This window comes from Micromonospora sp. NPDC048830, from assembly GCF_043198215.1.
Taxonomy (GTDB): Bacteria; Actinomycetota; Actinomycetes; order Mycobacteriales; family Micromonosporaceae; genus Micromonospora.
In genome coordinates this window covers 94,385-117,797 of record NZ_JBICUP010000003.1, presented here as the reverse complement: position 1 = coordinate 117,797, position 23,413 = coordinate 94,385, and the positions used below count along the sequence as shown (strand labels likewise).

Sequence of the window (23,413 nt, the reverse complement as noted above, 5' to 3'; positions counted from 1 at the left end):
CCGGCCCGGCGAGCGCCGTCCGCCGTACCCTGTCCGGTGCGCGTCCGGCACCGGACCGCATCCGTACGCCGTTCCCCAGGGGAAACACATGTCAGAACCTTGGACCGAAGAACGCCGTGGCGCCATCGGCGACTTTCTCGGACGTGTCCATGCCGATATCCGTCGCGGGCTCGAATCGACGCTCGAGGAACTCGACGGGGTCATCCGCGGCGGCTCGCCGACGGCGCCCGCCGCGGTCGCCCTGAGGGCGCAACTGGCAATGCACTGTATCGCCGTGTGCGACCTCCTGACCCATCACCACGAGCACGAGGACGATGCCTTCGGGCCGCTGGAACGGCACATGCCCGAGCTCTCCCCCGCGATCGCCCGCCTGCGGCAGGAGCACCATGTGGTGGCCGAGGCCATCGCGGAACTGCGCGAGCTGATCAGCGGCTTCGAGGCCGGTGAGCGGACCGCCGCCGAGGTACGCGACGACGTCGCCCGGCTCACCGCCGACCTCGAGAAGCACTTCGCCTACGAGGAGGCGCAGCTCATCCCCCCGCTGAACCGACTCGGCGAACAGATCGCGTGATCGTGCGACGGCTTCCTCCAGTCGGTGGAGGGGGCCGTCGCACGTCGGCGTCCCAGGGCCGCGTCAGGTCAGCCGAGCGCAGTGGCCGGTCCGAGCGCCGACCGGACCGGCGAATCCGCCGGAAGCTCAGAGCCAGCCCGACTCGCGCATGATACGCAGCGCGTCGACAAGGTTGCGGCCGCCGAGTTTGGACACCGCCGTGGAGAGGTAGTTGCGTACCGTTCCGGTGGACAGGCTCAGCCGTGCGGCGACCTGCCGGGCTTCCTCGCCGTCCGCGGCCAGCCGCAGCACCTGAAGCTCCCGCTCGGTCAGACGGTGCGGCCGGGCATCGATCGCCGCCAGCGCCGCCTCCGGGTCGATCACCCGCTTGCCGGAGGCGACCGACCGGATCGCGTCGCTGAGCTGTCCCGGGTCGGAGTCCTTCAGCATGAACCCGTGCACGTTGGCGGCGATGGCACGACGCAGGTGGTCCGGCTGTCCCAGGCTCGTCAGAATGATCGTCCGGCAGCCGATGTCCGCCTTATGCAGAGCCGACGCGGCGCTCAGGCCGTCCAGGCCCGGCAGATTGATGTCGACCACCGCGATGTTCGGGCGGGTCTGCCGGGCAGTGGGCATGATCTGGGTCCCGTCCCCGACCTCGGCAACCACCTCGATGCCGGGCTCCAGCTCAAGCAGAGACACCAGCGCCTTGCGCAACATGTACATGTCCTCGGCGATGAGCACCCGAATTGTCACTCTTTCCCCCGTGAGTCGACCTGGCGTGGAGATGTCCCGACGACGATGCTCACCTCAACACACCGCCCCCGCCCCCGCCCCTCAGCAGAAGAAGCATCCCGCGCATCCGCCCGACACCCGGACGAGAGGTGACAGAGAGCCCGAGAGGGCGCTGTTGCGACACGAACGCCTTGACATCGCCGAGCGGGACACCCGGCCTTGACGGAGTGAGCACTCGCTCCGTAGAGTGCCGTCATGTCTATTCCACAAGGGGATGCCACGCACAGGGGGGCGGCGGCAGTCACACGATGAGCGACCCACCGGGACGCGGTGGCCCGCGGTGAGCGACGCGCCGGCGACGGCGGCCCCACCATCCACGGGAGAGGCGGGACATGCCGCCACTTCCGCCGCAGCCTCGACGACGAGGGCACCGGGCGACGCGAGCGCGGGCGGCCCACCAGTAGCGACCGGCGCCGCCCCGCGGCACCAGTCCCTCGCGACGGCCGCAGGCGGGTTGGATCGGACGACCGACCCAGGAGTGGGACCACGAGACCGGGAACGCCCATCACATCCTCTACCCAGGCGTACGGACCGGAGGGCGATCGCCTCCTAGCGCCCGAGCCACCGTCAACAGTGCTGCCACCAACCAGAGGTATTCGATGACTACCAATGAAATCTACGACGATCTCACCCCGCGGAACCGCAGCATTGCCACTTTCGCCCTCCTGGCTTGCGCATTCCTGGCGATGCTGGACGGCACTGTAATCGTCACCGCCCTTCCCAAGATCGTCGAGCAGGTCGAAGGCGACAGCTCGTGGTTCATCTGGCTGATCACCGGGTACCTGCTCACGTCGTCGGTCAGCGTCCCCATCTACGGGCGTTTCTCGGACCTGTACGGCCGGCGCAGTCTCCTGCTGATCGGACTGTTCATCTTCGTCGCCGGATCGCTCGCCTGCGCGCTCGCTGACTCGATGGTGTTCCTCATCGCCGCTCGGACCGTCCAGGGGCTGGGCGCCGGCGCGCTGCTGACCCTGAGCATGGCGGCCATCCGCGACCTGTACCCGCCCGGGCGTTCGACCGGCATGGTTCGCATGCAGACGGTGCTCGCCATCATGATGATCGTCGGCATGGTCGGCGGCCCGCTGCTGGGCGGCCTGCTCACCGACCACGCCAGCTGGCGGTGGACCTTCCTCATCAACCTGCCGATCGGCGGCACGGCGCTCGTCCTGCTGTCTGCCATCCTCCCGCCGGGGCGCACGGCCCGGGTCACCACCGGAAAGCTGGACGCGCTCGGAATCACGATGCTCACCGTCAGCCTGTCGCTGCTCACCATCGGACTGAGCATCCAGAGCGACCGCACCGGGAGCCAACAGTTCGGGTGGACCCATCCGGCCGTGGCGTTGCCCCTGCTCGTCGGGCTCGTTCTGCTGGCCGCCCTGGTTCCGGTAGAACGTCGGGCGCAGACGCCGGTCCTGCCTCTGCAACTGTTGCGCCGCCGAAGCTACACGGCGCTGTTGACCGGTGGCTTCTTCTTCCAGGCAGCCTCGCTGCCGATCAGCTTCATGGTGCCGCTCTACCTGCACGACGTGCGCCATTACTCGGCAAGCTCCTCCGGCGCGCTGTTGCTTCCGCTGTTGATCGGCATGGCGGTCAGCAGCCGACTCACCGCCACCGTCATCCTGAAGACGGGCCGGACGCGACCGGTGCTGCTCGTCGGCGCCTGCCTGCTGACCGCCGGCGCCGCGGGCTTCCTGCTGCTCGACGACAACACGTCCCCCGTCCTCATCGGTGTGTGGCTGACGCTGGCCGGGCTGGGCACCGGGCCGGCGATGGGCGGTATCACGATCGCCGCGCAGAACTCGGTGCCGCCGACGGACATCGGCACGGCCACCGCGGGCTCGACCCTCACCAAGCAGATCGGCGGCGTATTCAGCCTCGCGATCGCCCAGACCCTGCTCAACCAGCAGGACGTAGCCACCGGCTTCACCTCCGCCGGGGTAGGCGGCGCGATCGGCTGGCTCGGCGGAACGGCCGGCCTGCTGGCGCTGGTGTCGATGCTCGTCATGCGCGACGTCCTCGTTTTCGTACCTGGCAAATCGTCGCCCAAGGCCATGGCCCTGGCGGATTCCCGGGCCCAGGAGTGAACGGATGCCCCGGGACCCGCGCCCCCGGTGTAAGGGCGCAGGCCGGGGTTCAGGCCACCCGGTCGGCGTTGGCGATCCTCCGGTGCGCCGGATGCCGGGAGCCCGCCACCCGGTCTGGCACGAAGATCCCATCGAGGCGGGCCTGCTGCTCGGCCGTGAGAGTCAACTCGGTCGCCGCCGCATTGTCCCGGAGGTGCTCGATGCGGCGGCTGCCGGGAATCGGGACGACATCCGGGCCCCGGCCCAGCAACCACGCCAACGAGAGCCGCGCGGGGCTCACCCCCAACTCCGCGGCGAGCCCCGACGCCTCGTCGACCATCGCCCTGTTGTGCCGGAAGTTGGTGCCCTGCAACCGCGGATGGTTCCGGCGGTGATCCCCCTCACCCAACTCCTCCGGGGCCCGCAGCTCGCCGGCAAGGAACCCCTTGCCGAGCGGGCTGTGCGCGATCAGCACCACGCCCAGGTCCCGAGCCGCCGGGAGGATCTCGGCTTCCAGGTGCCGCTCCCACAGCGAGTACTCGCTCTCCACGGCGGCGACGGGGTGCACGGCACAAGCACGACGCAGAGTGTCGGCGGACACCTCGGACAGAGCGATCTGCCCGACCTTGCCCTCGGCCTTCAGCTCGGCAAGGGCGCCCACGCTGTCTTCGACCGGCACCTCCCGGTCCACGCGGCCCAGGCAGTAGACGTCGACGTGGTCGACGCCGAGCCGGCTCAGCGAGGCGTCGCACGCCTGCCGCAGGTACGCGGGCCGACCGTCGACGACCGTCGGCGGCCCGCCCGGGGTGCGGGACCGCACGCCCCCGCGCGTGACGATCACCGCCTGCTCGCGCCGTCCGGCGAGCCCTCGGCCGAGCAGACGTTCGTTCGCGCCGTCAGCGTAGAAGTCCGCGGTGTCGAAGAGGGTGATCCCGAGGTCGAGCGCGGCGCGGATCGTGGTGATGCACTGCTGTGGGTCGACCGGGCCATACCCACCGGTCATGCCCATGCACCCCACCCCGATGGCGGAGACCTGCGGCCCGGCCGCTCCCAGCTTTCGCTGCCTCATGTGCATCCTTCCGTCGGCGACATCAGGGCCCACGATCGCGACGCCGTCTCGACCAGCGCTCGAACCGCCCGCCCGCACGTCCGCTCCACCGGCCCTCGGCCTCCCGACGTCCACCGGGCCTGGAGTCCGCCTCGAGTCGGCAATGGCACGGTGCCGGAGCGTCGCAACTTCGCTCGCCCTGCCATCGCGACGCTCGTTGCCGAAGGAGTGCCCGTGTCCCTCGTCACCAGCCAGTCCGTTCACCGCGCCCTGGTGAACGCACCGCAGGACGTCGTGTTCGACCTCATCGCCGATATGGAGGAGCAGCGGCGCATCTTCCAGTCGGTGATCCACACCGCCCAGCTCGGGCGCGACGACGCCGGCGACCGCGTCGAGCGATGGTCGTGGATCCGCCCGCTGGACGCGGTGCGGTCCTGGCGCGCCCGCCGGGAGCTGGACCGGTCCGCGGGCCGGATCACGTTCGCGCACGAGAACCCTCCCGCGCCGCTGACCGCCGTCTCCGGTGAGTGGCAGTTCACGGCGCAGCCCGCGGGCGCCACCCTGGTGGAGCTCCGCCACGAGTACGCGTTCGACGACGGGGCACCGGACGGCAAGGAGACGGTCGAGCTGCTCGACCGTGGAAGCGCGGCCCAACTGAACCAGCTGAGCGACTTTGTCGAGGCCAAGGCCGACATCGACGAACTTCAGGTGTCGTACGAGTCCGAGCTACTGATCAACGAGCCGATCGAGGACGTGTACACCTACTTCAGCGACGCGAGCCGCTGGAACGAGCGCATCCCGCACTGCCTTGGCGCGACGCTCAAGGAAGAGACCCCCAACCTCCAGGTCGTGACCATGGACGTCCAGGTGCCCAGCGGCGCCGTGCACACCACGAAGCAGGCCCGCGTCTGCTTCCCGAACGAAAAGATCATCTGGCGCCAACTGGAGGGCCTGCCTCCTCTCGACGACGCGCTGTACGGCTACATGCTCTTCACCCAGGCCGCCGAGGGCGTGCTGGTGCGTACCGGCCAGACGGAGCTGCTCAAGCGCAACGGCGTGGCCAAGCGTGGCTGGACCGTGGCGGAGGCCAAGCACCACGTGGCCGAGGTCCGGGGCGGCCGCAATCTCGACTCCCTGAAGAGCGCTCAGGAGTACCTGAGCCGGCGGCGGGCCTGAACCGTCCGGCCGCACACCGGTCGTCATCCTCCCGAGGAAGGACCAGACTCATGCCCGAGCCGGCAGAGCATTACACCCGGCACAGCGTCACCGTCAAAGCGTCGGCGGAGGCGGTCTACGGTCTCATCGCCGACGTCGAGCAGTGGCCGCACGTCTTTCCCCCGACCATTCACGCCGAGCGGCTCGACCGGGACGGAGGCACCGAACGCATCCGCCTGTGGGCCTTGGCCAACGACGAGGTGAAGACGTGGACCTCGCGTCGGGAGCTGGACCGCCCGGCGTGGACGATCAGGTTTCGCCAGGAGGTCACGCCGGCACCGGCCGCCGCGATGAGCGGTGAGTGGATTCTCGTGCCACAGTCCCCCCACGAGACCAAAGTGCTGCTCGACCACCGATTCCGAGCCATCGACGACGCTCCCGACGGCGTCCGGTGGCTCAGGCAGGCGGTCGAGCGCAACAGTGTGTCCGAACTGGGCCGGCTGCGCACGGCTGCGGAACTCGCCGAGGGCATCGACGCGGTCCGGCTCAGTTTCGAGGACTCCGTCCGCATCCGGGGCGACCTCGGCACGGTGTACGAGTTCCTCAACGATGCCGGCCGCTGGCCGCAGCGGCTGCCGCACGTCACGCGGGTCGACCTGAGCGAGAAGGCGCCCGGCATCCAGGACATGGAGATGGACACCCGCACCATCGACGGCACCACGCACACCACCCGGTCGGTCCGCGTCTGCTTTCCCGGCCGGAGCATCGTCTACAAACAGACGGTGCTACCGGCGGCGATGGCCGCGCACACCGGAGCCTGGCGGCTCGACCAGGACGGCGAGACGGTGGCTGCCACGTCCCAGCACACGGTGGTTCTCGACCGTGCCGGGGTCACCAACCTGCTCGGCCCCGACGCCACCGTCGAGCAGGCGAAGGAGATCGTACGAACGGCGCTCGGCAAGAACAGCCGCGCGACGCTGGAGCATGCCCGGCAGTTCGCGGAGGCCCGCCGTGGCTGAGCCGATCACCACGGTGGACGACATGCTGGCGGTCACCGCACGCCGATACCCGAAGACGACGGCCATCCGGGCCGACTACGGCGACATCACGTACGCGGAGGTCGACAAGGCGGCCACCATGTGCGCGGCCGCACTACGCGGGCTGCTCGGCGAGGAGCGCTGCGTGGTGGCCGTTGCCTCGCCCCTGCACCCAGACTTCATGGTCGGCTTCTACGGTACGATCCGCAGCGGCAACATCGCGGCGCCCATCAATCCCAAGTTGCCGCCACATCTGCTGTATCACATGCTCGCCGCGTCGGACGCCCGGCTCGCCTTCGTCACGACCGAGCTGTTCGCGCAGCTGCGACGGGTCAGGGACCGACTGCCTGAGCTGCGCGAGGCCGTACTCGTCGGTCCCGGGCCGGTCTCGGACGCCAACGACATCCGCACCATCGACGACCTGAGCGCCGCGTACGAGGTGCGGGGCAATGCCATGCCGCCGCCGGTTGCCGTGTCCGCCGACGACGTGGCCTGCATCCACTTCACCAGCGGTACGACCGCGGCGCCGCGTGGCGTCCAGCTCACCCATCGCAATCTGACGGTCAACGCCGGGCAGGTCGCCGAGGCGCACCGGCTGGGCCCGGACTCCGTGGTGCTGAACCACCTGCCGAAGTTCCACCTCATGCATCTCAACGCCGTCGTGAAGGTCGGCGGTATCCATGTGCCGTGCACGTCGCCCGACAACGAGGCCGCGATCAAGCTGGCCAACGCGGCGAGAGCCACGCACTTCTACACCATCCCGATGAAGCTGAACCGGCTGGCCGCCGACCCGGCCCTGCCGGACCTGCGGCTGGACACCGTCCGGATGATCGCCTCCGGCGGCAGCGCCCTCTCCGCCCAAGTGGGCGAAAAGCTGTCCGAGCACTTCGGGATCCCGGTGTTACAGGGCTACGGCCTGGCGGAGACCTCACCGCTCACCCACTCCGCCACCCCGGACGATCCGCGCCCCGGGTCGGTCGGCCCGGTGGTCACCGGGACGCGGTGCCGGATCGTGGACATGGCGACCGGCGAGGAACTGCCCGTCGGCGGGCGCGGCGAGATTCACGTCCGCGGGCCGCAGGTGATGAAGGGCTACCTCGATCCCCGGGAGCCGAGCCCGATCACGGAGGACGGCTGGCTGGCGACAGGCGACATCGGCCATGTCGACCGCGACGGCTTTCTGTACGTGGTCGACCGCATCAAGGACCTGTTCAAGTGCGACAACCAACTGGTGTCGCCGAGTGAGGTCGAGGAGCTCCTCGAGGCACACGAGCTGGTCCGGGAGGCGGCGGTCGTCGACTACCCCGACGACGACAGCGGTGCCGTCGCGAATGCGTTCGTGTCGCTGCGCGAGCTGCCCGAGGGCGCGGACGTCGGGCGAGTCCTCTCCGAGATCGCCGCCTCGGCGGCCCGCGACGTCCCCTACTACCAGCAGGTACGCCATATCGAGCAGGTGGACGCCCTGCCTCGCTCGCCCAACGGCAAGGTGACGCGGCGTGAGCTCAGGGCGGAAATGATCACTCGCCGGGTGTTGCAGACCGATCCGACGGGCCGGCAGCGGCCGAGCGCCGGCGTGCTCGACGAGTCACGGGACCTCAGCGGCCTCGTCACTGTCATCGCGCGATTCAACACGGCCGGGGACCCGAAGGCGTTTGAGAAGGTCTTCCTTGAACACGTGGAGTTCATGCGCAGACAGGACGGCTTTGTGGCCCAGCAGGCGGTCACGCCGGTCGAGGACTCACAGGTCTACGTCAACTTCGGGTGGTGGTCGAGCCAGCAGGCCTTCCAGCAGGTCGTGCAGCACCCGGAGTTCCGCGCGCACCAGGCGGCCATGCGGTCGATGCTCCATTCGGCCGAGATGAATCCCAGCAAGGCCCTGTTCCGGGTTCCCGGCTCCAGGCCGGTGCGACTGGCGATCGGTGCGCCGGTGATGCGGCTCACGACGTACCGCCTGACCGGCGCGCCCGAGGAGTTCGAGTCCGCGTTCGTCGCCCACGCCCGGTACCTCCAGACGTTGCCGGGGTTCGCCTTTACCGACCTGAACCGGTCGATGCAGGATCCCGGCACGTACACGAGCATCGGATACTGGTGGGACACCGAGACGCCGGGGCATGCCGGGGAGCACACCATGGGTCTGCGCCTGGCCGAGCACGCCGACGTCAGCGTCGAGCGGGTCGAGCACGTCGCGGGCAACCAGCCGTTACGCCCGTAGCGGGCCGCTGTACGCCGGCCGCACCACACCGCACAACCCAGCAGGAGGTCTGAAGAGCAGATGGTCACCACCGAGCACGGCGGCCACGCCGCCGCACCCCCGGCCGCGAACGCCAACGAGGGCATGGTCGTGTTCTGGCACATCAAGACACCGGACACGACCGCTGCGCGCAGGTTCTACGAGCAGCTCTTCGGCTGGCAGTTCAACGAGATCAACTACCTGACATTCGCCATCCTGAACCAGGGTCGCATGATGGGCTGCCTCGTCGCCGCCCAGGAGCCCTCCACCGCGCCGGGAAGCGTGCTCTACGTCGAGGTGACCGATCTTCCCGAGGCCCTGCGGCGCGCGACCGAGCTGGGCGCGGAGGTGGTGGCGGAGCCGCTCAACGTCATGGGTACGCGGGCATTCGCCGATATCCGCGACCCGACGGGCACGCTCATCGGTCTGTGGACGGAGAACTGGCAGGGCTGACGACTGAAGCCGCGGCTGCCCGACCATTGAAGCGGTAACCCACCGCCGGGACGCCCAGGCGCAGCAGCGGCAGGCAGGAGAGGAGCAGGCCGACCGCACCCACCCACAGGGCCACCCGGGCGCCGGCGGCGGCCCCCAGCACGGTGCCCAGCAGCGCGCCCAGCGGCATCGCCCCACCGAGCAGGAACCGCATGGTGGCGTTCATCCGGCCGAGCAGTTCGGGCGGGCACAGCTGCTGGCGCAGACTGACCTGGGCCACATTGGGGGCCGTCCGCGAGCCACGGGATGTCCTTGCGTGCCTGCCGGATCGCTTCATCGGCCTGCTTCAGTGTGGGGCGCCGGTCGCGTCCGCCGCCCCACGTCCACCACTCGTGCAGCAGGTTCCACATTGCAGGGCCGCGTGGCCCTGAATGTCGAGTGCGGCGGCCTGCTGCGCAGTGGGGGCGAGACGACGTACGTATCCGTGGTTGACCTTCACGACGCGCCTGTCTTCCTCCACGGCCGCTCCCACTGGGTTTCGATGTACTTCTCAATGGTCACGGCGGACACCTTGCCGACCGACGACACAAAGTACGACCGGGACCACAGGGTTGGCAGCCGGCTGCGCAGGTGAGGGAACTCGTCGCGAAGCACCCGCGAGGTGAAGCCCTTGAACTGGTTCGCGATGTACGACGGCGAAGCGTTCGGGTCGGCCCGGACGAACAAGTGCACATGGTCGGGCATGACTTCCAGCGCCACGATCGACCAGCCATGCTCGTCACACTTCTGCCCGATCAGGTCCCGCAGACGTTCGGCGACCGGGCCGACGAGCACGGGTGCCGCCTGAAGACGGCAGCCCTCTCGCCTCAAATCGGTAGGTGACCCGGATGCCCGCAGGTGCTTGGTGTGCGGGTTGGAGCCCGCGTAGCGGGCCGCGGCGAATCCCGGGTACGGCTCCAGATCACCCGGTTGTAGTTCACGTACTGGGTGGACGCACCAGGCGGTTCCGGGCTGCCCGACGCCGGCCGGGCGGCCCGGCACGCCGCCTCAGCGCGGCACGGGCACCTCCACGGCAAGCGGCTCCAGGTCGGCGCGGACGGCGTAGACCTGCCAGTAGAAGGAGTGCTCCGCCGGTGCGCCGTCGACGGTGCGGACGCGGAAGCCACCGTCCCGGACCCGGCTCGCGGCCAGCGGCGAGACCGGCTCGTCGTCCTCGAAGACTGGCGTCAGCGTGACCGTCCGGCCCTCCGCCCGCGTCAACGCCTCGAAGTAGTCGGGCAGGCGCACCTCGGCGGTCCCGCCGCGCAGCCGGCCCTCGCCCCGGTAGTAGACGCCGTTCTCCGGCCCCTCCAGCGCCGCGTGGATCAGCTGGCGGCGCTCGGTGGCGTCCGGCGCGTCCAGCGGGTGGTCGATGGCGAACTGCTTCGACTTGCCCCTGATGGTGCCGTTCGCGTACAGGGTGACCGGATAGCCGCTCGACTCGTTGGCGCCGACGTAGATGGCGGCGGAGGCGAACAGGTCGAACGTGCTGAGGCCGCCGCCGCTCCAGGAGGCGATCGGCGGCGTCGAGGGGCCCACGATGACCGAGCCGTTCATCCGCACGTCGCCGCCGAAGTGGCCCCGCTTCTCCACCCACAGGCAGCCGGTGTCCGCCCCGGTGCCGCCCCCGTAGCCGACCCACACCCCGGCGGTGTTGAGCAGGTGCAGCCGCTCCGGGCCGTTGATGTGCAGCCGCGTGCCGCCGTTGATCGAGCTCCAGTTGGGCATGTACAGGTCGCCCGCCACCGACAGGCCCTGCGCCGACAGTCCGCCCTGCACGGCGAGGTCGCCGTTGCCGTTGGCGTCCCGGACCACGGTGACCCCACCCGTCGCGCGCAGCGCGAAGTTGCCCTCGGCGGTCAGCGACAGTCCGCCGCGCCCGCGCAGGGTCGCCGCCCGCAGCTCCCGCACCGCCAGGTCGGCGTACGGCTTGCTGCCCTCCGTGTAGCCCAACGCCGGACCGTCGGCACTGCGGTCCACCAGCTCGAAGCCCCGGCCGGCGCGGAAGGACAGCTGCGCGTGCTGGATGCCCGGCCCCCAGAACCCGAGCGCGCTGACCACCTGCCCGCTGCCGACGACGGCGCCTTCCAGGCTGCCCAGGTGCAGCATCGAGCCGCCGATGCGCAGCCGGTCCGCGCCGCCCTGGGTGAAGGCGATGATGTCGTCGGCGTCGTTGTTGTTGGCGATGCGCAGGACGGTGCTCTCGCCGCTCTGCGCCCAGTACCGGATGTACGCCTCGTCGCCGCTGCCGCCGCCGGGGTCGGGGGGGAAGGTGATGCCGGACTGGGCGCCCGACCCGACCGAGGGCACGATCGCCCCGACCGGGACGCGCAGCCCGGCGACGACCCGGCCCGTGCTCTGCACGGTGACCGTGCCGCCGGCGCGGGTGACCCTGCCGAGCACGATGGCGTGGGCCGGGTCGGTGGGCAGGCCGGCGCTGAGCTCGATGCGGCCCTCCTCCGTCCACCGGGTGTCGGCGGCGACGCCGCCCTCGTCGCGCGGGTCGCTGAGATACTCGTGGTACCGGATCACCACGTACCAGGACCCGTCGCCGGGCAGCGTCTTGCGGGTGTTGTCCGGCAGCACGATCACCAGGCCGTCGCCGTCGATCGCCACGCCCTGGCCGACCGTCACGTCGCTGCCGGTCGGCGTCAGGCCCAGGCCGGTGACCACGCCGCGCGGCAGCAGCAGCCGGGCGGCCAGGTTCTGCCGGGCCAGCAGGTAGTCCAGCGCCTGGCTGAGGTCGCCGGCGCGCAGGTACTGGTAGTCGTAGTACCGGGGCCGGGCCATCGGCAGCGGCAGCTCGTTCTTCCAGGTGATCGTCATCGTTTTCTCCGCTGATCCTTGGTCTACGGCGGGTGAGGGGTCGTTCAGCGCGGTTCGACGGTGTCGTAGCGCAGGCCGCTGGACAGCTCGCCCGTGCCGGCGCGCCGGGCACGGCCCAACCACAGGTGCACCGAGCCGTCGCTCCACCGGGCGAGCTGCCACTGGCGCAGCACCCGGGCGCCGGCGCGGGGCACCTCTTCCTCGGGGACGGCGAGCTCGACCAGCTCGCCGTCGGCGCGCCGCCGCCAGTCGAGCAGGCGGCTGAAGCCGGTCACCGCGACGGGCGGCCCCTGGCGGGACGGCCGCTGCAGCGGGACCCGGCGCAGCCGGACCACGTCCGGCCGGTCCTGGGTCGGCCCCGGGATCAGTGGCACCCAGTTCTCCGGGACGGTGGTGGCGAAGGAGTACGACAGCGCCGGTACCGTCCCGCTCGCCTCCGCGACGGGCGGCCGCGGCGGCACCGCCGCGCGGCCGACCTGGGCGGTCCGGTCGATCGGCCGGCCGGTGGCGCCGGTGACCGTCCGCTCGACCGCCCAGGCCAGGTTCGCCATCTCGTCGCGTCCCAGGCGGACCTCCTCCACCGGCTCCGAGTCCAACGTCTGGGCGGCGGTCGCCGGCAGCACCAGGACGTCGGCCGACCCGCCGGGGGTCGCGCCGGACGGCCGGAACAGCGCCGTGCCGTCGGGCGCGGCGGGCACCAGCGTCTGGACGCCGAACGTGTCGGTGACGATCAGCGAGCGGATCCGGGTGGCGGACCCGACCGGCAACTCCAGCGGGACCAGGAAGTGGTCGTTGCCGTAGACGAGGCCGTACTCGACCAGGAACATCCGGGCCAGGTCCCCGGCGCCGGCGCCGATGCCGGCCAGGTTGACCCGGGCGTCCTCCAGCTCCCAGAAGCGGGTCGACGGCATGCCGGCGTACGCGACGGGCGTGGGCAGCAGCACCTTCACGACGTCCTCGACCGCCGGACGGGCCTCCAGGGTCGCTCCCGGCTCGTGGTCGAAGTGGTACCAGTCCAGCCGGTCGCCGTCGTACTCGTGGGCGGTGAGCACCAGCTCGCCGCCGGAGCCGTGCGCGCCGACGGCGAAGTCGTACTCCATCCGCTCGCGCCGCCACGCCGGGCCCTCCTGCCCGGGCGCGCTGAACAGCGGCGTGAAGTCGGCGGGCGGCCACGGCGGCGCGGCCGGCCGGGACGCTCCGGGGGCCAGCACGGCGGGCAGTTGCAGCAGGTAGCCCTGGGGCGGACCGGCGGGCCGCTCCGGCACGCCCAGCCACGCCAGCCAGTCGTCGACCGCGGCGGTGACCGCCGCCGTCAGGGCCGCCGGCACCTGGTTCTCGCCGAGGAACCGGCCCTCGGCCCAGGCCCGCAGCGCCAGGTCCCCGTGCGGGACCCGGCCCGCGGCGATCCGCAGGTAGCCGACGGTTCCGGCGTCCGCGGCGGACGCGGCGTCGGGCGGGGTGGCCGGCACGGGGTATGTGGCGCACAGCCGCGCCGCCAGCGAGCCGGCGCCGGCATCGGCGAGCAGCCGCAGCAGCTGCTGGCCGCTCTCCACGGCGAACCGCAGGTCCCCGGCCGTGGCGGCCGCCTCCCGCTCCACCACCGCCTCCAGCGGGGCGGCCTCCGGCAGCCCCACCGTGCTGCCGGAGCCGGTGCCGGGCCGGTAGCGGGTGAAGCGGGCGGACTCGGCGTGCACCCGGGCGCCGACCGGCGAGCCGGCGTCCTCGCCGGTGAACTCGCCGAGCTGCCACTGCCGGGCGAGCAGCCACAGCGGGTCGGCGATGCGGGCCTCCACGGCGGGCGCCAGGTCAGCCCGCCGGGTACGCGGCTCCAGCCGCGTCCAGGTGGTGACCGACGGGGTCGCCGGCTGCTCGACGGTGGTCACAGCCCCTCCTGTCCGCCCTGCGGCGTCAGCGTCGCGTCCGGGACGAAATCGGTGGTCGTCGCGGCCTCGGCGACGTTCGTCGGGAAGTAGAGCGCGGGCAGGAACTGCCCGGCCGCGCCGAGGGAGTCGACGTCGACGGCCCGGGCCACGGCCAGGTCCAGCGCCTCCTCCAGGACCTGGGCGAGGGTGGCCGGCTGCCAGCTGGCGACGCCCTCCGGTGCCAGCCCCAGCAGGACCGCCTGCGGCGCGGCGGCGCCCGGAACGTCGTACTCGAAGGTGAGGCCGGTCTGCACCCGGCCGGCGGGGACGACCTCGGTCCACTCGTCGACCAGCAGGCCGTGCACCGGCCGGGCCGGGTCGAGGCCGCCGGGGGCGACCACCACCAGCGACACGGGCTCGGTGCCCGCCCGCGGCGCGGCCTCGCCGACCCAGCGGTCGCCCTCGGCGTACGGCAGTTGCGCGACCTGGACCGTGGCCGGCAGCTTCACCACGCCGCCGGCGTCGAGCGCCTCCGCGGCGGTGAGCACCTCCTGCAAGCGGCCCACGGCGGGGCGGACCCGGCCGTAGCGCGACAGCCACCGGCGTACCGGGTGGGGTGAGCCGCCCTGCAGGGCGTCGCTGGCGGCCAGGGCGGTGGCCAGGTCGGCCGGCTGCGGCGCCGTGGCGCGGGTCAGGACCGGCATGTCGGGGCCGAGCAGGGCCCGCACCCGGGCGATCTGGGCCTCGCGGCGGCGCGCGGGCGGCGCGCTCGGCCGGTCGAAGTCCGTCGCCGGGACGCACGCGCAGGCCGCCGGCGGGCACGGCGCCCGGTCGTGCAGCTCCGCGACGACCCGGCAGTGCGCGGCCAGCCGGCGGGCCAGCTCGGCGGCGGCCACCACCGCCGCGTCGGCGACCGCGCCGGCGGCGCCCACGGCCGGCGGGGGCGGCACGGCCCCGACCACGCCGAAGCCGGCGGCGGTGTCCAGCAGGAGCCGGACGTCCGCCTCGTCCCAGCCGGCCGCGTCCACCGCGGGCACGTCGGCCAGCGCCGAAGCGGCGTCCCGGGCCGCCTGCCACAGCTCGTCGGCCTGCGCCTTGGCGACCTCGTCGACCTGCGGCGGCGCGTCGGCGTCGAGGCCGAGGTCGGCGGCGACCACCGGCCGGGACCGGCCGACCAGGTCCCGCAGCACGTTCACGGCGTGCAGGAACTCGGCCAGGCTCACCCGGTCGCCCGGCCAGGCGGGGTCGCGGTCGTAGTCCAGCTCCAGCGTCCAGTCGGGCTTCACCCCGGCGGGCAGCAGCGGTCCCCACGCGTCCAGCGCGATGCGCCGGTCCAGCTCGGCGTCGCCGGGCCGGCCGGGGTGCGGCGGCACGGCGAGCAGGTCGATCGCCGGCAGCTGCAGCCGGTCCAGGCTCGCCGGCTGCCACGGTGTCGCGGTGATCCCGTCCGGCGCCTGCCAGCGGTACCGCCACCAGACCCGCGGCGAGGGCGGCAGCAGCACGGAGGTGAGCACGTCCGCGGCGGCGCCGACGATGCGCGGGTGCTGGGCGCGGCCGGCCGGCCAGTCCTGCCGCAGCCGGTCCGCCCGCTCGTCGACGTTGACCAGCAGCAGCACCCGATGGGTCAGGGTCGCGCCGGTCGCCGGGGTGCGGGTGACGTGCAGCTGCGGCGGGTTGGTCGCGGCACCGGAGGCGGCGTCGACGGCCGCCGCGGCGCGGTTCATGTCGCCGAGGGCCAACTGGTGGACGCTCTCGGCGAGCAGCGTGTCGGCCACCGCGTCCGTGGCGTCGGCGAGGTCGGCGAGGACGTCACGGACGGCGGCGCGGGCGCCGGCCGGCAGCGCGTCGAGCTGGGCGCCGATGGCGCCGGCCTGGTGCAGCCGGTGCAGCTCCAGCCCGTCGACCGTCTGCGCCGACTCCACCGTCGCGGTGACCGTCGCGCCGCCCGGGGCCGGGTCGACCCGGTGGGCGCGGACCGGCGCGAGCCGGCGGAACAGCGGCAGATGCGCGTCCAGCGGGCCGTCCGGGTGGTCGTGCAGGCCGCGCTCGAAACGGTAGCCGAGCAGCGCGCCGAGGCTCTGCCCGGCGCGTACGCCGTCGAGGAGCTGCTCGGCGAGGCGGACCCGGCGGGAGGACAGTTCGACGGCCAGCGGGTGGTCGCCGCCCTGGTGCGAGCGCCAGGCACTGCGCAGCACCGCCGAGGTGACGGCCTGCGCCGGCGACGGGGCGTGGACGTGCCCGGCCCCCTCGGGGGCGGCCGGCAGCGTCGGCGGGGCCACCTCGGGGGGCACGTCGTCGGGGCGGGGCACCATCCGCGGGGGCTGCGCCGGCCGCAGGTCGACCAGCCAGCCGTACCCGCCGACGTGCACGCCGGGGTGTGGCCCGGCCGTGAGCTGGGCGAGCCGGCGGGTGGCCAGCGAGGTGATCCAGGCGTCCAGCCGGTGCGCGGCCAGCCCCAGCGTGCCGGCGACGTGCCGGTGCAGGTCGGCCGGGGACAGTCCGCTGTCGAGCAGGTCGGCCAGGCCGGTCAGCCCGGCGCGGAAGGCCCGCAGCTCGGTGGTGGCCCGCACCTGCCGGGGGTCGTCGTGGACGTCGGCGAGATAGCCGCCGACGGTGGCGCCGTCGGTCCCGGGGACGTCGACGCCGAGGCGGCGACGCAGCACCGGCGTGCGGTCGTGCGGGCGGATGTCGACCAGCTCCGGCTCCGGGATCTCCGCGGCGGCGGGCAGGGCCGCCTCGGCGGCGAACGCGTCCGCGGCGGCGGAGTGCTCGGCGATCAGGGCGGCGCGCAACAGCCGGTGGAACAGCGGCACCGGCCCCTCGCCGGGGCGCGCGGGCACCGCGTCGCCGTGCAGCCCGACGGCGGCGAGCGCGCGCAGGTACGCGCCGATCCGGTCGGCCCGTGGCGTTCCGGGGCCGTCCAGCAGGGGCGTGCCGAGGGCGTACGCCTCCTTGGCGAAGACGGCCAGGGACAGCCGGGGGTCGGTGGCGCCGCCCAGGCCCAGGGCGGCCAGCAGGTCCCGGGCCGGCTCGACGACCTGCTCGCGCCAGTCCGGGCCGAGCCCGAGCCGGGCGAAGCGCCACAGCCAGCTGACGTACTCGTTGCCGAGCATGCTGCGGGCCCGCACCTCCAGCACCCGGGCGTCGGTGGCCAGCACGTCCAGCAGGGCCCGCTCCGGGTCGGCCAGCCCGGGGACGATCCGGGGAATCCGCGAGGGGAGCCACACCTGCTGCCACAGCCGGGTCAGCAGCGTCACCGCCCGGGCCTCGCCGCCGCCGGCCGGGCGCCAGTCCCGCAGGCTCGCCACGGGCAGCAGCCCGTACGGCTGGCGGCCGACGCGCAGCGTCGGCAGCGGCCCCTCGGCGTGCACGTGCGCGACGAAGTGGTCGCGCACCACGGCCGCCTCCGCCGGCGTGGCCACCGGCAGCAGGTGCCGCAGCAGGCTGCCGAAGCTGGCCGGCCAGAGCGCCCGGCGGACCAGCCGGCCGGTGGGCCGGTCGGTGACGGTGGCGCCGGTGCCGCGGGCGAGCGCGGCGGGGGCGTCCGGGCGGGCCGGCTGCTGGCGGGCGGTGCTGAGCGCGTCGTCCGGCGCGGCCGTCAGCGGCACGCCGAGGGCGGCGGCGACGAGCGCGGCGGCGGCCTCGGGCGCCTGGGCGTCGACGGCGCTGTCGCCGGTGCTCGGCGCGGCGGTGGTCGGCGCCGCCGCCGGGGTGGCGGTGACGGTGTTGTTGGTGGGGCTGTCGGGGGCGAGGAACGCCAGCCCGTCGGTCGCGGCGTGCGCCTCGAACAGCCGGCCCAGCGCGCGGGACGCCTCGGCGGGTGTGCTCGCGCTGTCCAGGCCGAACACCAGCAGCCGTTCCACCGTCTCCGGCCGTCCCGCGCCGTCGGTGGGGACGGTGGCGGTCAGCGCCATGCCGGCGTCGAGGGCGGCGGCGAAGTCGACCGTCCAGCGCATTCCGGCGTCCACGGGCGGCGCCTCGGCCGGCACCTGCGCGAGGGTGCCGGTGCCCTCCGGCGGCACCGGGCTGGGCCCGACCGGAAGGTCGGGGGTCACCGGGCCGGAGGTGCCGGTGAACAGCCGCCCGCCGACCGTGCGGCCCACGGCGTACCAGCGGGTGGGCAGCAGCCGGGCCCGGGCCGGCTCGCACCAGGGGCCGGGGCGGGGCAGCGGGTCGGGGAAGTTCCCGCCGGTCGGTTCCATCACCCGGGCGATCCACCCGGCCCGGGTCGCGCCGTAGCGGCGGACCAGGTCGGCCCAGGCGGCCTCGTCGGGCGTGCCGGTGACGCCGCCCACCCGGCCCTCGCCCCAGTACGCGCGGCCCGCGGCGGCCTCCTCGGCCATGAGCCCCGGCTCGTGGTCGTCGATGTGGATCTGGTCGGGGTAGACGCGGATCTTCAGGGTGGCGCCGTCGAACCGGGTCTCCAGGCGCACCGGCAGCATCACCGCCGGGGCCTGCGGGGAGAGGGTCCACGGGGTCTGCGTCAGCGCGCTGGCCAGCGGCGGCCGGTTCACGGCGTACGACGAGGTGGTCATCAGGGGTTCTCCGGCTCGGGTAGCAGGTCGCTGGCGTGGCGGGCGAGCAGGACGGGGCGTTGCAGCACGGCCAGCGCGGTGTCGGCGGCGTTGCCGTCCGGCCGCGCGGCGAAGGCGACCGCGTCCGGCGGCAGCGGGTCGCCGGTGAGGTCGACGCCGAAGCGGGGCGCGGCCGGCTGCTCGCGCAGCAGGAAGAAGTAGCCGGCGGAGCCGGCGCTCTGCCGGGTGGCGCCGCAGGCGGTCGCGGCGGTGTACGGGAAGCCGAACAGCAGCAGGTCGGGAGAGAGCCGCGCGGTGAAGATGGGCAGGATGTCCGGCCCGGTCGGGACGCGCTGCTCGGGCCCGGTCCAGGTGGCGGCCCGCATGGTGACGATGGTGGACGGGTAGCGGCGCAGCAGTTCGCCGCGGACGACCAGCACCAGCGACTGTTCGCCGGGGGCGCCGACGGCCGTGAGGTGGCTGCCCAGCGCCCCGTTGCGCCAGGCGGTGTCGGTCAGCGGCGGGATGTCGGTCAGCGGGGCGCCGGCCGAGACGGCGCCGCGGACGTCCCAGAACTGCCGGAACCAGGTCTGCCGCGGGTCGGCGGGGAACTCCCGCCACAGCATCTCCCGGCTCATCTCGTGGTTGAGCCCGACGAGGAACGCCTCGATGAACCGGGGGTTGGCGGCCAGCGCCGTCATGGTCTCCGGCGCCACGGCGGGCAGGTTGGGCACGACGTGCTCCTGCGACAGGCCGCGCAGCAGCTCGTAGGCGGGGATGTTGAAGGTGACCCCGGCGAGCAGCCGCCGCAGCGGGTCGCCGCTGTCGGGCAGGGCGTCGACGAGGTCGCCGTCGCCGAGGGCGAGGCCGGCCAGTACCTCCCCGGCCACCGCGGTCTCCGGGCGGACGGTCTCGCGGACGGCCGCCGCGGCGGCGGCGAGGTCGACGGACGCGGGGCGGTGGTCGCGGGCCAGCGACTGCGCCGGGGCGAGCCGGTCCTGGTGGTTGGCGGCGGCGGTCATGAAGTCGTCGCCCATCCGGGCCCGGTCGGCGACGAGGTCGGCGCGCAGGTCGGCGATCGCCACGGTGCAGCCGCGGGCGGCGCCGGCGTCGGCCGCGCCGGTCACGGTCGTCGGGGCGCTCCAGCTGACCGGTACGCCCGCCGGGTCGAGGTCGAAGGCGGTGCGGCAGGTGACGGTGGCGCCGGTGCGCCACGCGACGACCAGGTCGGGCCGCCGGGTGCCGGTCACGTCCGCCACGGCCACCCCCGCCCCGGCCGCGCCGGCGACGGCCGCCTCGTCGGGCACCGGCTGCGGGGCGGTCCAGCCGTTGACGATCCGGCCCCGGCGGTTGAGGCCGCGTCCGGTGAGGTAGCGGGCGACCGGCGTGGCGCCGACCGTGCCGGCCGCGAAGACGAGGAGGTCGGGGACCTGGTCGCCGGTCATGTCCACCACCTCGACGCCGACGGAGGTGATGGTGCCGAGCTGCTGCGGGGTGGGTTGGGAGTCGCTCCAGCCGCGGGTCACCGCGCCGGAGTCGTCCAGGCCCCACCCGACGCGGTAGTACACCCGGTTGTCGGCGCCGCCGGGCCGGCTCACCCCGTACGCGACGACCAGCTCCGGCCGCCCGTCGTCGTCCAGGTCGGCGAGGGTGACGTCGAGTCCCGCCGCGTCGCCGCTGACCGGGTCGGGCAGGTCGTACGGGCCGGACCAGCCGCCGGTGGCCGCGCCGCCGGCGTCGGCGTCCCGGCCGATCCAGTAGGCGATCCGGCAGGTGCCGGCGGCGGTGCCCGGCAGCAGGGCGGCGGTCACCAGGCAGGGCGGGCCGGCGGGCTGGACGGCGCCGATGGTGGTGGCGGTGGCGCGGGCCGCGACCGGGATCGCCGGGCCGTCCACGGCCGGGGTCAGGGTGCGCTCCTGCACCGTCCCGTCGTCGCCGAGGTTGTGCCCGACCTGCACCCGCGGCCGGCTGCCGGCGCCCTGCGCGACGGTGTGGGTGAACAGCAGCGACGAGAGCAGCCCCACCCGGGGGGCGAACCGCAGGTGCGCCGGGGCGGGCGCCTCGTCGGGGCCGGCGCCGCGCGGGTCGGCGGGCAGCCCGTGGTCGATCCAGGCGGCCGGCGCGTAACCCCAGCGGAACGAGGTGAGCCGGCCGTCGGCGGTGACCGCGTACAGCTCGCCGGTGCGGGAGTCGCCGACGAACGGGCCGGGGCGGTGCCGGCCCAGGCCGCCGGCGGGCACGGTGGTGGTGACGTAGTCCCAGCCCCAGTACCACCGCTCGTGCAGGTCGTGGTAGTAGCGGAAGCGCCGCATCAGCCGCAGGTCCGCCGGGTTGGCGGCCGGCGCGCCGAGGGTGATGATGGCCAGCTCCTCGTCGTTGCCCAGCGGCGCGGCCTGCTGCGCCAGCGACACCACGCGCCGCCCGTCGGGGGCGGCGTCGTGCGGCAGGATCGACCCGTCCGCGTACTGCGAGACCAGTCGCCCGTCGGGCGTGACGTACGAGTAGCCGGTCCGGTTCTCGCCGGGGTAGGTGTGCTGGCTGGCCGGGGAGCCCCAGACCGGCGGCATGGCGTCGCTGCCGACCTGCCGCCAGCCGCCGTTGTGGCCGAACAGTCGCTGCTGGGTGGTGGCGACCAGCACGCCGACCATGGACGGGCGGGGCGAGCCCCACAGTCGTTCGCCGGAGCGCAGCGCGGGCGCGCCCAGTGACGTCCACGCCCTCGTGGCGGGGGTGTAGCGGTACAGGTTGCCGTCTCCGCCGAGCAGGTAGACCTGGTCGCCGCCGCCGACCGGCCGGCTGCGCACGCCGAGCGGCGGGGCGCCGCAGTCGGTCCACACCCACCGGTCGCCGTCCCAGCGCCGCTCGAACAGCCGGCTGTCGCGGGTGCGCACGTACACCCGGTCGGGCGGGACGGCGGCGCCGGAGGTGGCGACGGCGGCGCCCGGCGGGGTGCCGTGGTCCCGCCACTCCCACTGGTCCGGGGCGACGCGGCGCCGCTCGAACAGCCGCCCGTCCGCGGTGCCGAGGAAGAACCGGTCGTTGCCGAGCAGGTCGCCGGCGTTGGTGGTGACGTAGGTGACCGGGTCGTCGGACGCCAGGGCCCGTACCGCCGCCTTCGTCGCCGCTGTGCCGCTGGTGTGCCACCACGGGTTCCGGGCGGCCTGCTCGATCACGGCCCGGGTGAGCGAGCCGAGGCCGCGGCCGTCGGTGACCAGGGTGTCGAGGACCGTGCCGCCGGCGGGCACCCGCGCGGCGGGCACCGGGCTGGTGCCGTCGGCGAGCCGGGCCAGCGCCGCCGGACCGGCGGTGGGGTCGACGCGTCGGGCGAGGGGCCCGCGGGGGCGCAGCAGCCGGCGTACCGGCGCGCTGGTGGCGGCCCGGGCGCCCGGGTTGGCGTCCAGCCGACGGTCCAGCGGCTCGTCGTCGACCGCGCGGGCGGCGGCGGGCCCGGACGCGCGGGCGGCGGCCGGTCCGGACGTGTCCACCAGGTCGTGCACCGGCTGGGTCATGGCGACGAGCTGGTCGTCGGTGACCGCGGTGCCCGGGGTGTCCGGGTCGACCCGGCGGGCGAACAGGGCGGTGGCCGTGTCCCGGGCGGCCTGGCCGCGGCGCAGCTGCTCGTTGGTCTCGCGCAGCGCGGCGGCCCGCTCCCAGGCCGCGGCGGCCAGGTCCTCCTGGTGGCGCTGCACCACCTGGGTGCCGAGCGCGGCGGCGGCCCGGTAGCGGGGGTCGAGGTTGAGCCCGGCCAGCCAGCGCGGCTCGGCGCCGCCGGCGGGCAGCTGCCCCTGCTGGGTGTGGATGTCGCCGTACAGCGGCGGGGTCAGCCGGTCCTGGGCGTGGCGCAGCAGGTCGGTGAGGGCGCCCGCCCAGGCCGCGCGGACGTCGTCGGCCCACACGGTCGGGGTCATGCCGGGGGCGGCCAGCGCCCCCTCGAAGCCGAGGACGGACCGCCCCTCCACCCCCTCGTCGGCGCCGGTCGGCAGCCCGCCGCCGGGCGCGGCGATGTCGACCGGTTGCCGGCCGACGTCGGCGGGCAGGACCCGGGGGCGCAGCCGGCGGGCCAGGGACTCGAAGTCGCCGTCCGGGCCGGTGCGGAACGTCCAGTGGTGGTAGACGGGTAGCAGGACCGCGTCGTCCGGGCCGGGGTGCGCCGAGTCGGGGCCCCAGGCGGGGGCGAGCGGCCCGGTGTCGTCGACCGGCTGGCCGAGCCCGGCGCGGACCCCGGCGGCGAAGGCGGGCACCACGGCGGCGAGGTAGTCGGTGCCGGCGGCGAGCCGGCGCGGGCACAGCAGCCGCGACAGGGTACGGTCCGGGGCGTCGGCGATCACCGTGGCGACGTCCTCGTCGCCGGTGACCAGCACCTGGGCGTGCGCCCAGGCCCACGAGTCGGCCAGCGCCGGCAGTTGCCGGACGGTGGTGGCGAGCCGGGCCAGCGCCTGGCCCGGCTCGGTGCGCAGCTCCGCCCCGCCCTCGCCGGCCGGCACCACGACGAGGACCAGCCACGGGCGCAGCGCTCCGCGGGCGTCCGGCCGGGCCGGCGTGTACAGCCATGGCAGCTCCGGGCTGTCGAACTCCACGGCGGCCAGCAGGGACACCTCGACGTTCTCCGCGCCGGGGGCCGGGAAACTGCGGATGATCTCCTGCGGGTCGAGGCCGACCACGTCGCCGGGGCCGTGCAGCAGCGCGGTGGTGGTGCCGGCGATCTCGGTGGTCTTGTCGCTCGCGGTGTCGGTGCCCAGCGCGGCGACGGTGAGGGTCACCTCCGCCCGGGCGCGGGGCAGGGCACCCGTCAGGGTGTCGGTGTGGGAGACGACCCGGGCGACGCCGTCGCGCACCCAGGGCAGGAAACGCAGGCCACCCAT

14 protein-coding genes are annotated in these 23,413 nt (G+C 74.1%); 6 read left to right on the top strand and 8 right to left on the bottom strand.

Translation table 11 applies throughout. The features are described from left to right. The first annotated feature begins 88 nt into the window (after positions 1 to 88). Positions 89 to 571 carry a hemerythrin domain-containing protein gene (locus ACGFIZ_RS04630; protein WP_393415806.1) on the top strand — a complete coding sequence of 161 codons (483 nt, stop codon included), beginning with the start codon at positions 89 to 91 and terminating at the stop codon, positions 569 to 571. 126 nt (positions 572 to 697) lie between these two features. Here ACGFIZ_RS04630 and ACGFIZ_RS04625 read toward each other — a convergent pair whose 3' ends face one another. Next, the gene (locus tag ACGFIZ_RS04625; protein ID WP_393415804.1) at positions 698 to 1,294 is read right to left on the bottom strand and encodes a DNA-binding response regulator; all 597 of its coding nucleotides are present in this window, start codon (positions 1,292 to 1,294) and stop codon (positions 698 to 700) included. Between the two features lie 650 nt (positions 1,295 to 1,944). Here ACGFIZ_RS04625 and ACGFIZ_RS04620 point away from each other — a divergent pair. Continuing rightward, on the top strand, positions 1,945 to 3,429 hold the full coding sequence (locus ACGFIZ_RS04620; protein ID WP_393415802.1) for an MFS transporter: 1,485 nt from the start codon (positions 1,945 to 1,947) through the stop codon (positions 3,427 to 3,429). A gap of 49 nt (positions 3,430 to 3,478) precedes the next feature. Here the strand turns inward: ACGFIZ_RS04620 and ACGFIZ_RS04615 are convergent, their stop codons facing one another. After that, the gene (locus ACGFIZ_RS04615) at positions 3,479 to 4,477 is read right to left on the bottom strand and encodes an aldo/keto reductase (protein ID WP_393415800.1); all 999 of its coding nucleotides are present in this window, start codon (positions 4,475 to 4,477) and stop codon (positions 3,479 to 3,481) included. Positions 4,478 to 4,690: 213 nt separating this feature from the next. On the opposite strand from ACGFIZ_RS04615, the gene ACGFIZ_RS04610 reads away from it, so the two are divergent. The 4 genes from ACGFIZ_RS04610 to ACGFIZ_RS04595 are packed head-to-tail and all read left to right on the top strand — an operon-like array spanning position 4,691 to position 9,331. After that, positions 4,691 to 5,632 (top strand): SRPBCC family protein, encoded by a 942-nt coding sequence (locus tag ACGFIZ_RS04610; RefSeq protein ID WP_393415798.1) that lies wholly within the window; start codon positions 4,691 to 4,693, stop codon positions 5,630 to 5,632. Between the two features lie 50 nt (positions 5,633 to 5,682). Next, positions 5,683 to 6,630 (top strand): aromatase/cyclase, encoded by a 948-nt coding sequence (locus ACGFIZ_RS04605; RefSeq protein ID WP_393415796.1) that lies wholly within the window; start codon positions 5,683 to 5,685, stop codon positions 6,628 to 6,630. Beyond that, positions 6,623 to 8,860: an AMP-binding protein gene (locus ACGFIZ_RS04600; RefSeq protein ID WP_393415794.1), complete on the top strand. Its 2,238-nt coding sequence runs from the start codon at positions 6,623 to 6,625 to the stop codon at positions 8,858 to 8,860. The genes ACGFIZ_RS04605 and ACGFIZ_RS04600 overlap by 8 nt, the downstream gene beginning before the upstream one ends. 60 nt (positions 8,861 to 8,920) lie before the next feature. Beyond that, positions 8,921 to 9,331 carry a VOC family protein gene (locus ACGFIZ_RS04595; protein WP_393415791.1) on the top strand — a complete coding sequence of 137 codons (411 nt, stop codon included), beginning with the start codon at positions 8,921 to 8,923 and terminating at the stop codon, positions 9,329 to 9,331. Here ACGFIZ_RS04595 and ACGFIZ_RS04590 read toward each other — a convergent pair. The 6 genes from ACGFIZ_RS04590 to ACGFIZ_RS04565 all read right to left on the bottom strand — a co-directional run bounded on the left by ACGFIZ_RS04590 (position 9,297) and on the right by ACGFIZ_RS04565 (position 23,413). Further along, positions 9,297 to 9,590: a hypothetical protein gene (locus ACGFIZ_RS04590; protein ID WP_393415789.1), complete on the bottom strand. Its 294-nt coding sequence runs from the start codon at positions 9,588 to 9,590 to the stop codon at positions 9,297 to 9,299. The genes ACGFIZ_RS04595 and ACGFIZ_RS04590 overlap by 35 nt on opposite strands. 215 nt (positions 9,591 to 9,805) lie before the next feature. After that, positions 9,806 to 10,144: an IS200/IS605 family transposase gene (gene tnpA / locus ACGFIZ_RS04585; RefSeq protein WP_393415787.1), complete on the bottom strand. Its 339-nt coding sequence runs from the start codon at positions 10,142 to 10,144 to the stop codon at positions 9,806 to 9,808. A gap of 213 nt (positions 10,145 to 10,357) precedes the next feature. After that, positions 10,358 to 12,175 carry a hypothetical protein gene (locus tag ACGFIZ_RS04580; RefSeq protein ID WP_393415786.1) on the bottom strand — a complete coding sequence of 606 codons (1,818 nt, stop codon included), beginning with the start codon at positions 12,173 to 12,175 and terminating at the stop codon, positions 10,358 to 10,360. A 44-nt stretch (positions 12,176 to 12,219) separates the two neighbouring features. Continuing rightward, positions 12,220 to 14,058, bottom strand: coding sequence for a hypothetical protein (locus ACGFIZ_RS04575; RefSeq protein ID WP_393415784.1), 1,839 nt, complete (start codon positions 14,056 to 14,058; stop codon positions 12,220 to 12,222). Continuing rightward, positions 14,055 to 18,572, bottom strand: coding sequence for a hypothetical protein (locus ACGFIZ_RS04570; protein ID WP_393415782.1), 4,518 nt, complete (start codon positions 18,570 to 18,572; stop codon positions 14,055 to 14,057). Before ACGFIZ_RS04570 ends, ACGFIZ_RS04575 begins: the two co-directional genes overlap by 4 nt. Continuing rightward, positions 18,572 to 23,413, bottom strand: a complete 4,842-nt coding sequence (locus ACGFIZ_RS04565) for a hypothetical protein (protein WP_393415780.1) — start codon at positions 23,411 to 23,413, stop codon at positions 18,572 to 18,574. Before ACGFIZ_RS04565 ends, ACGFIZ_RS04570 begins: the two co-directional genes overlap by 1 nt.

Coding starts and splice junctions, on each gene's coding strand:
- ACGFIZ_RS04630 (WP_393415806.1), top strand. CDS start 89: ATGTCAGAACCTTGGACCGAAGAACGCCGTGGCGCCATCGGCGACTTT.
- ACGFIZ_RS04620 (WP_393415802.1), top strand. CDS start 1,945: ATGACTACCAATGAAATCTACGACGATCTCACCCCGCGGAACCGCAGC.
- ACGFIZ_RS04615 (WP_393415800.1), bottom strand. CDS start 4,477: ATGAGGCAGCGAAAGCTGGGAGCGGCCGGGCCGCAGGTCTCCGCCATC.
- ACGFIZ_RS04605 (WP_393415796.1), top strand. CDS start 5,683: ATGCCCGAGCCGGCAGAGCATTACACCCGGCACAGCGTCACCGTCAAA.
- ACGFIZ_RS04595 (WP_393415791.1), top strand. CDS start 8,921: ATGGTCACCACCGAGCACGGCGGCCACGCCGCCGCACCCCCGGCCGCG.
- ACGFIZ_RS04580 (WP_393415786.1), bottom strand. CDS start 12,175: ATGACGATCACCTGGAAGAACGAGCTGCCGCTGCCGATGGCCCGGCCC.
- ACGFIZ_RS04570 (WP_393415782.1), bottom strand. CDS start 18,572: ATGACCACCTCGTCGTACGCCGTGAACCGGCCGCCGCTGGCCAGCGCG.
- ACGFIZ_RS04565 (WP_393415780.1), bottom strand. CDS start 23,413: ATGGGTGGCCTGCGTTTCCTGCCCTGGGTGCGCGACGGCGTCGCCCGG.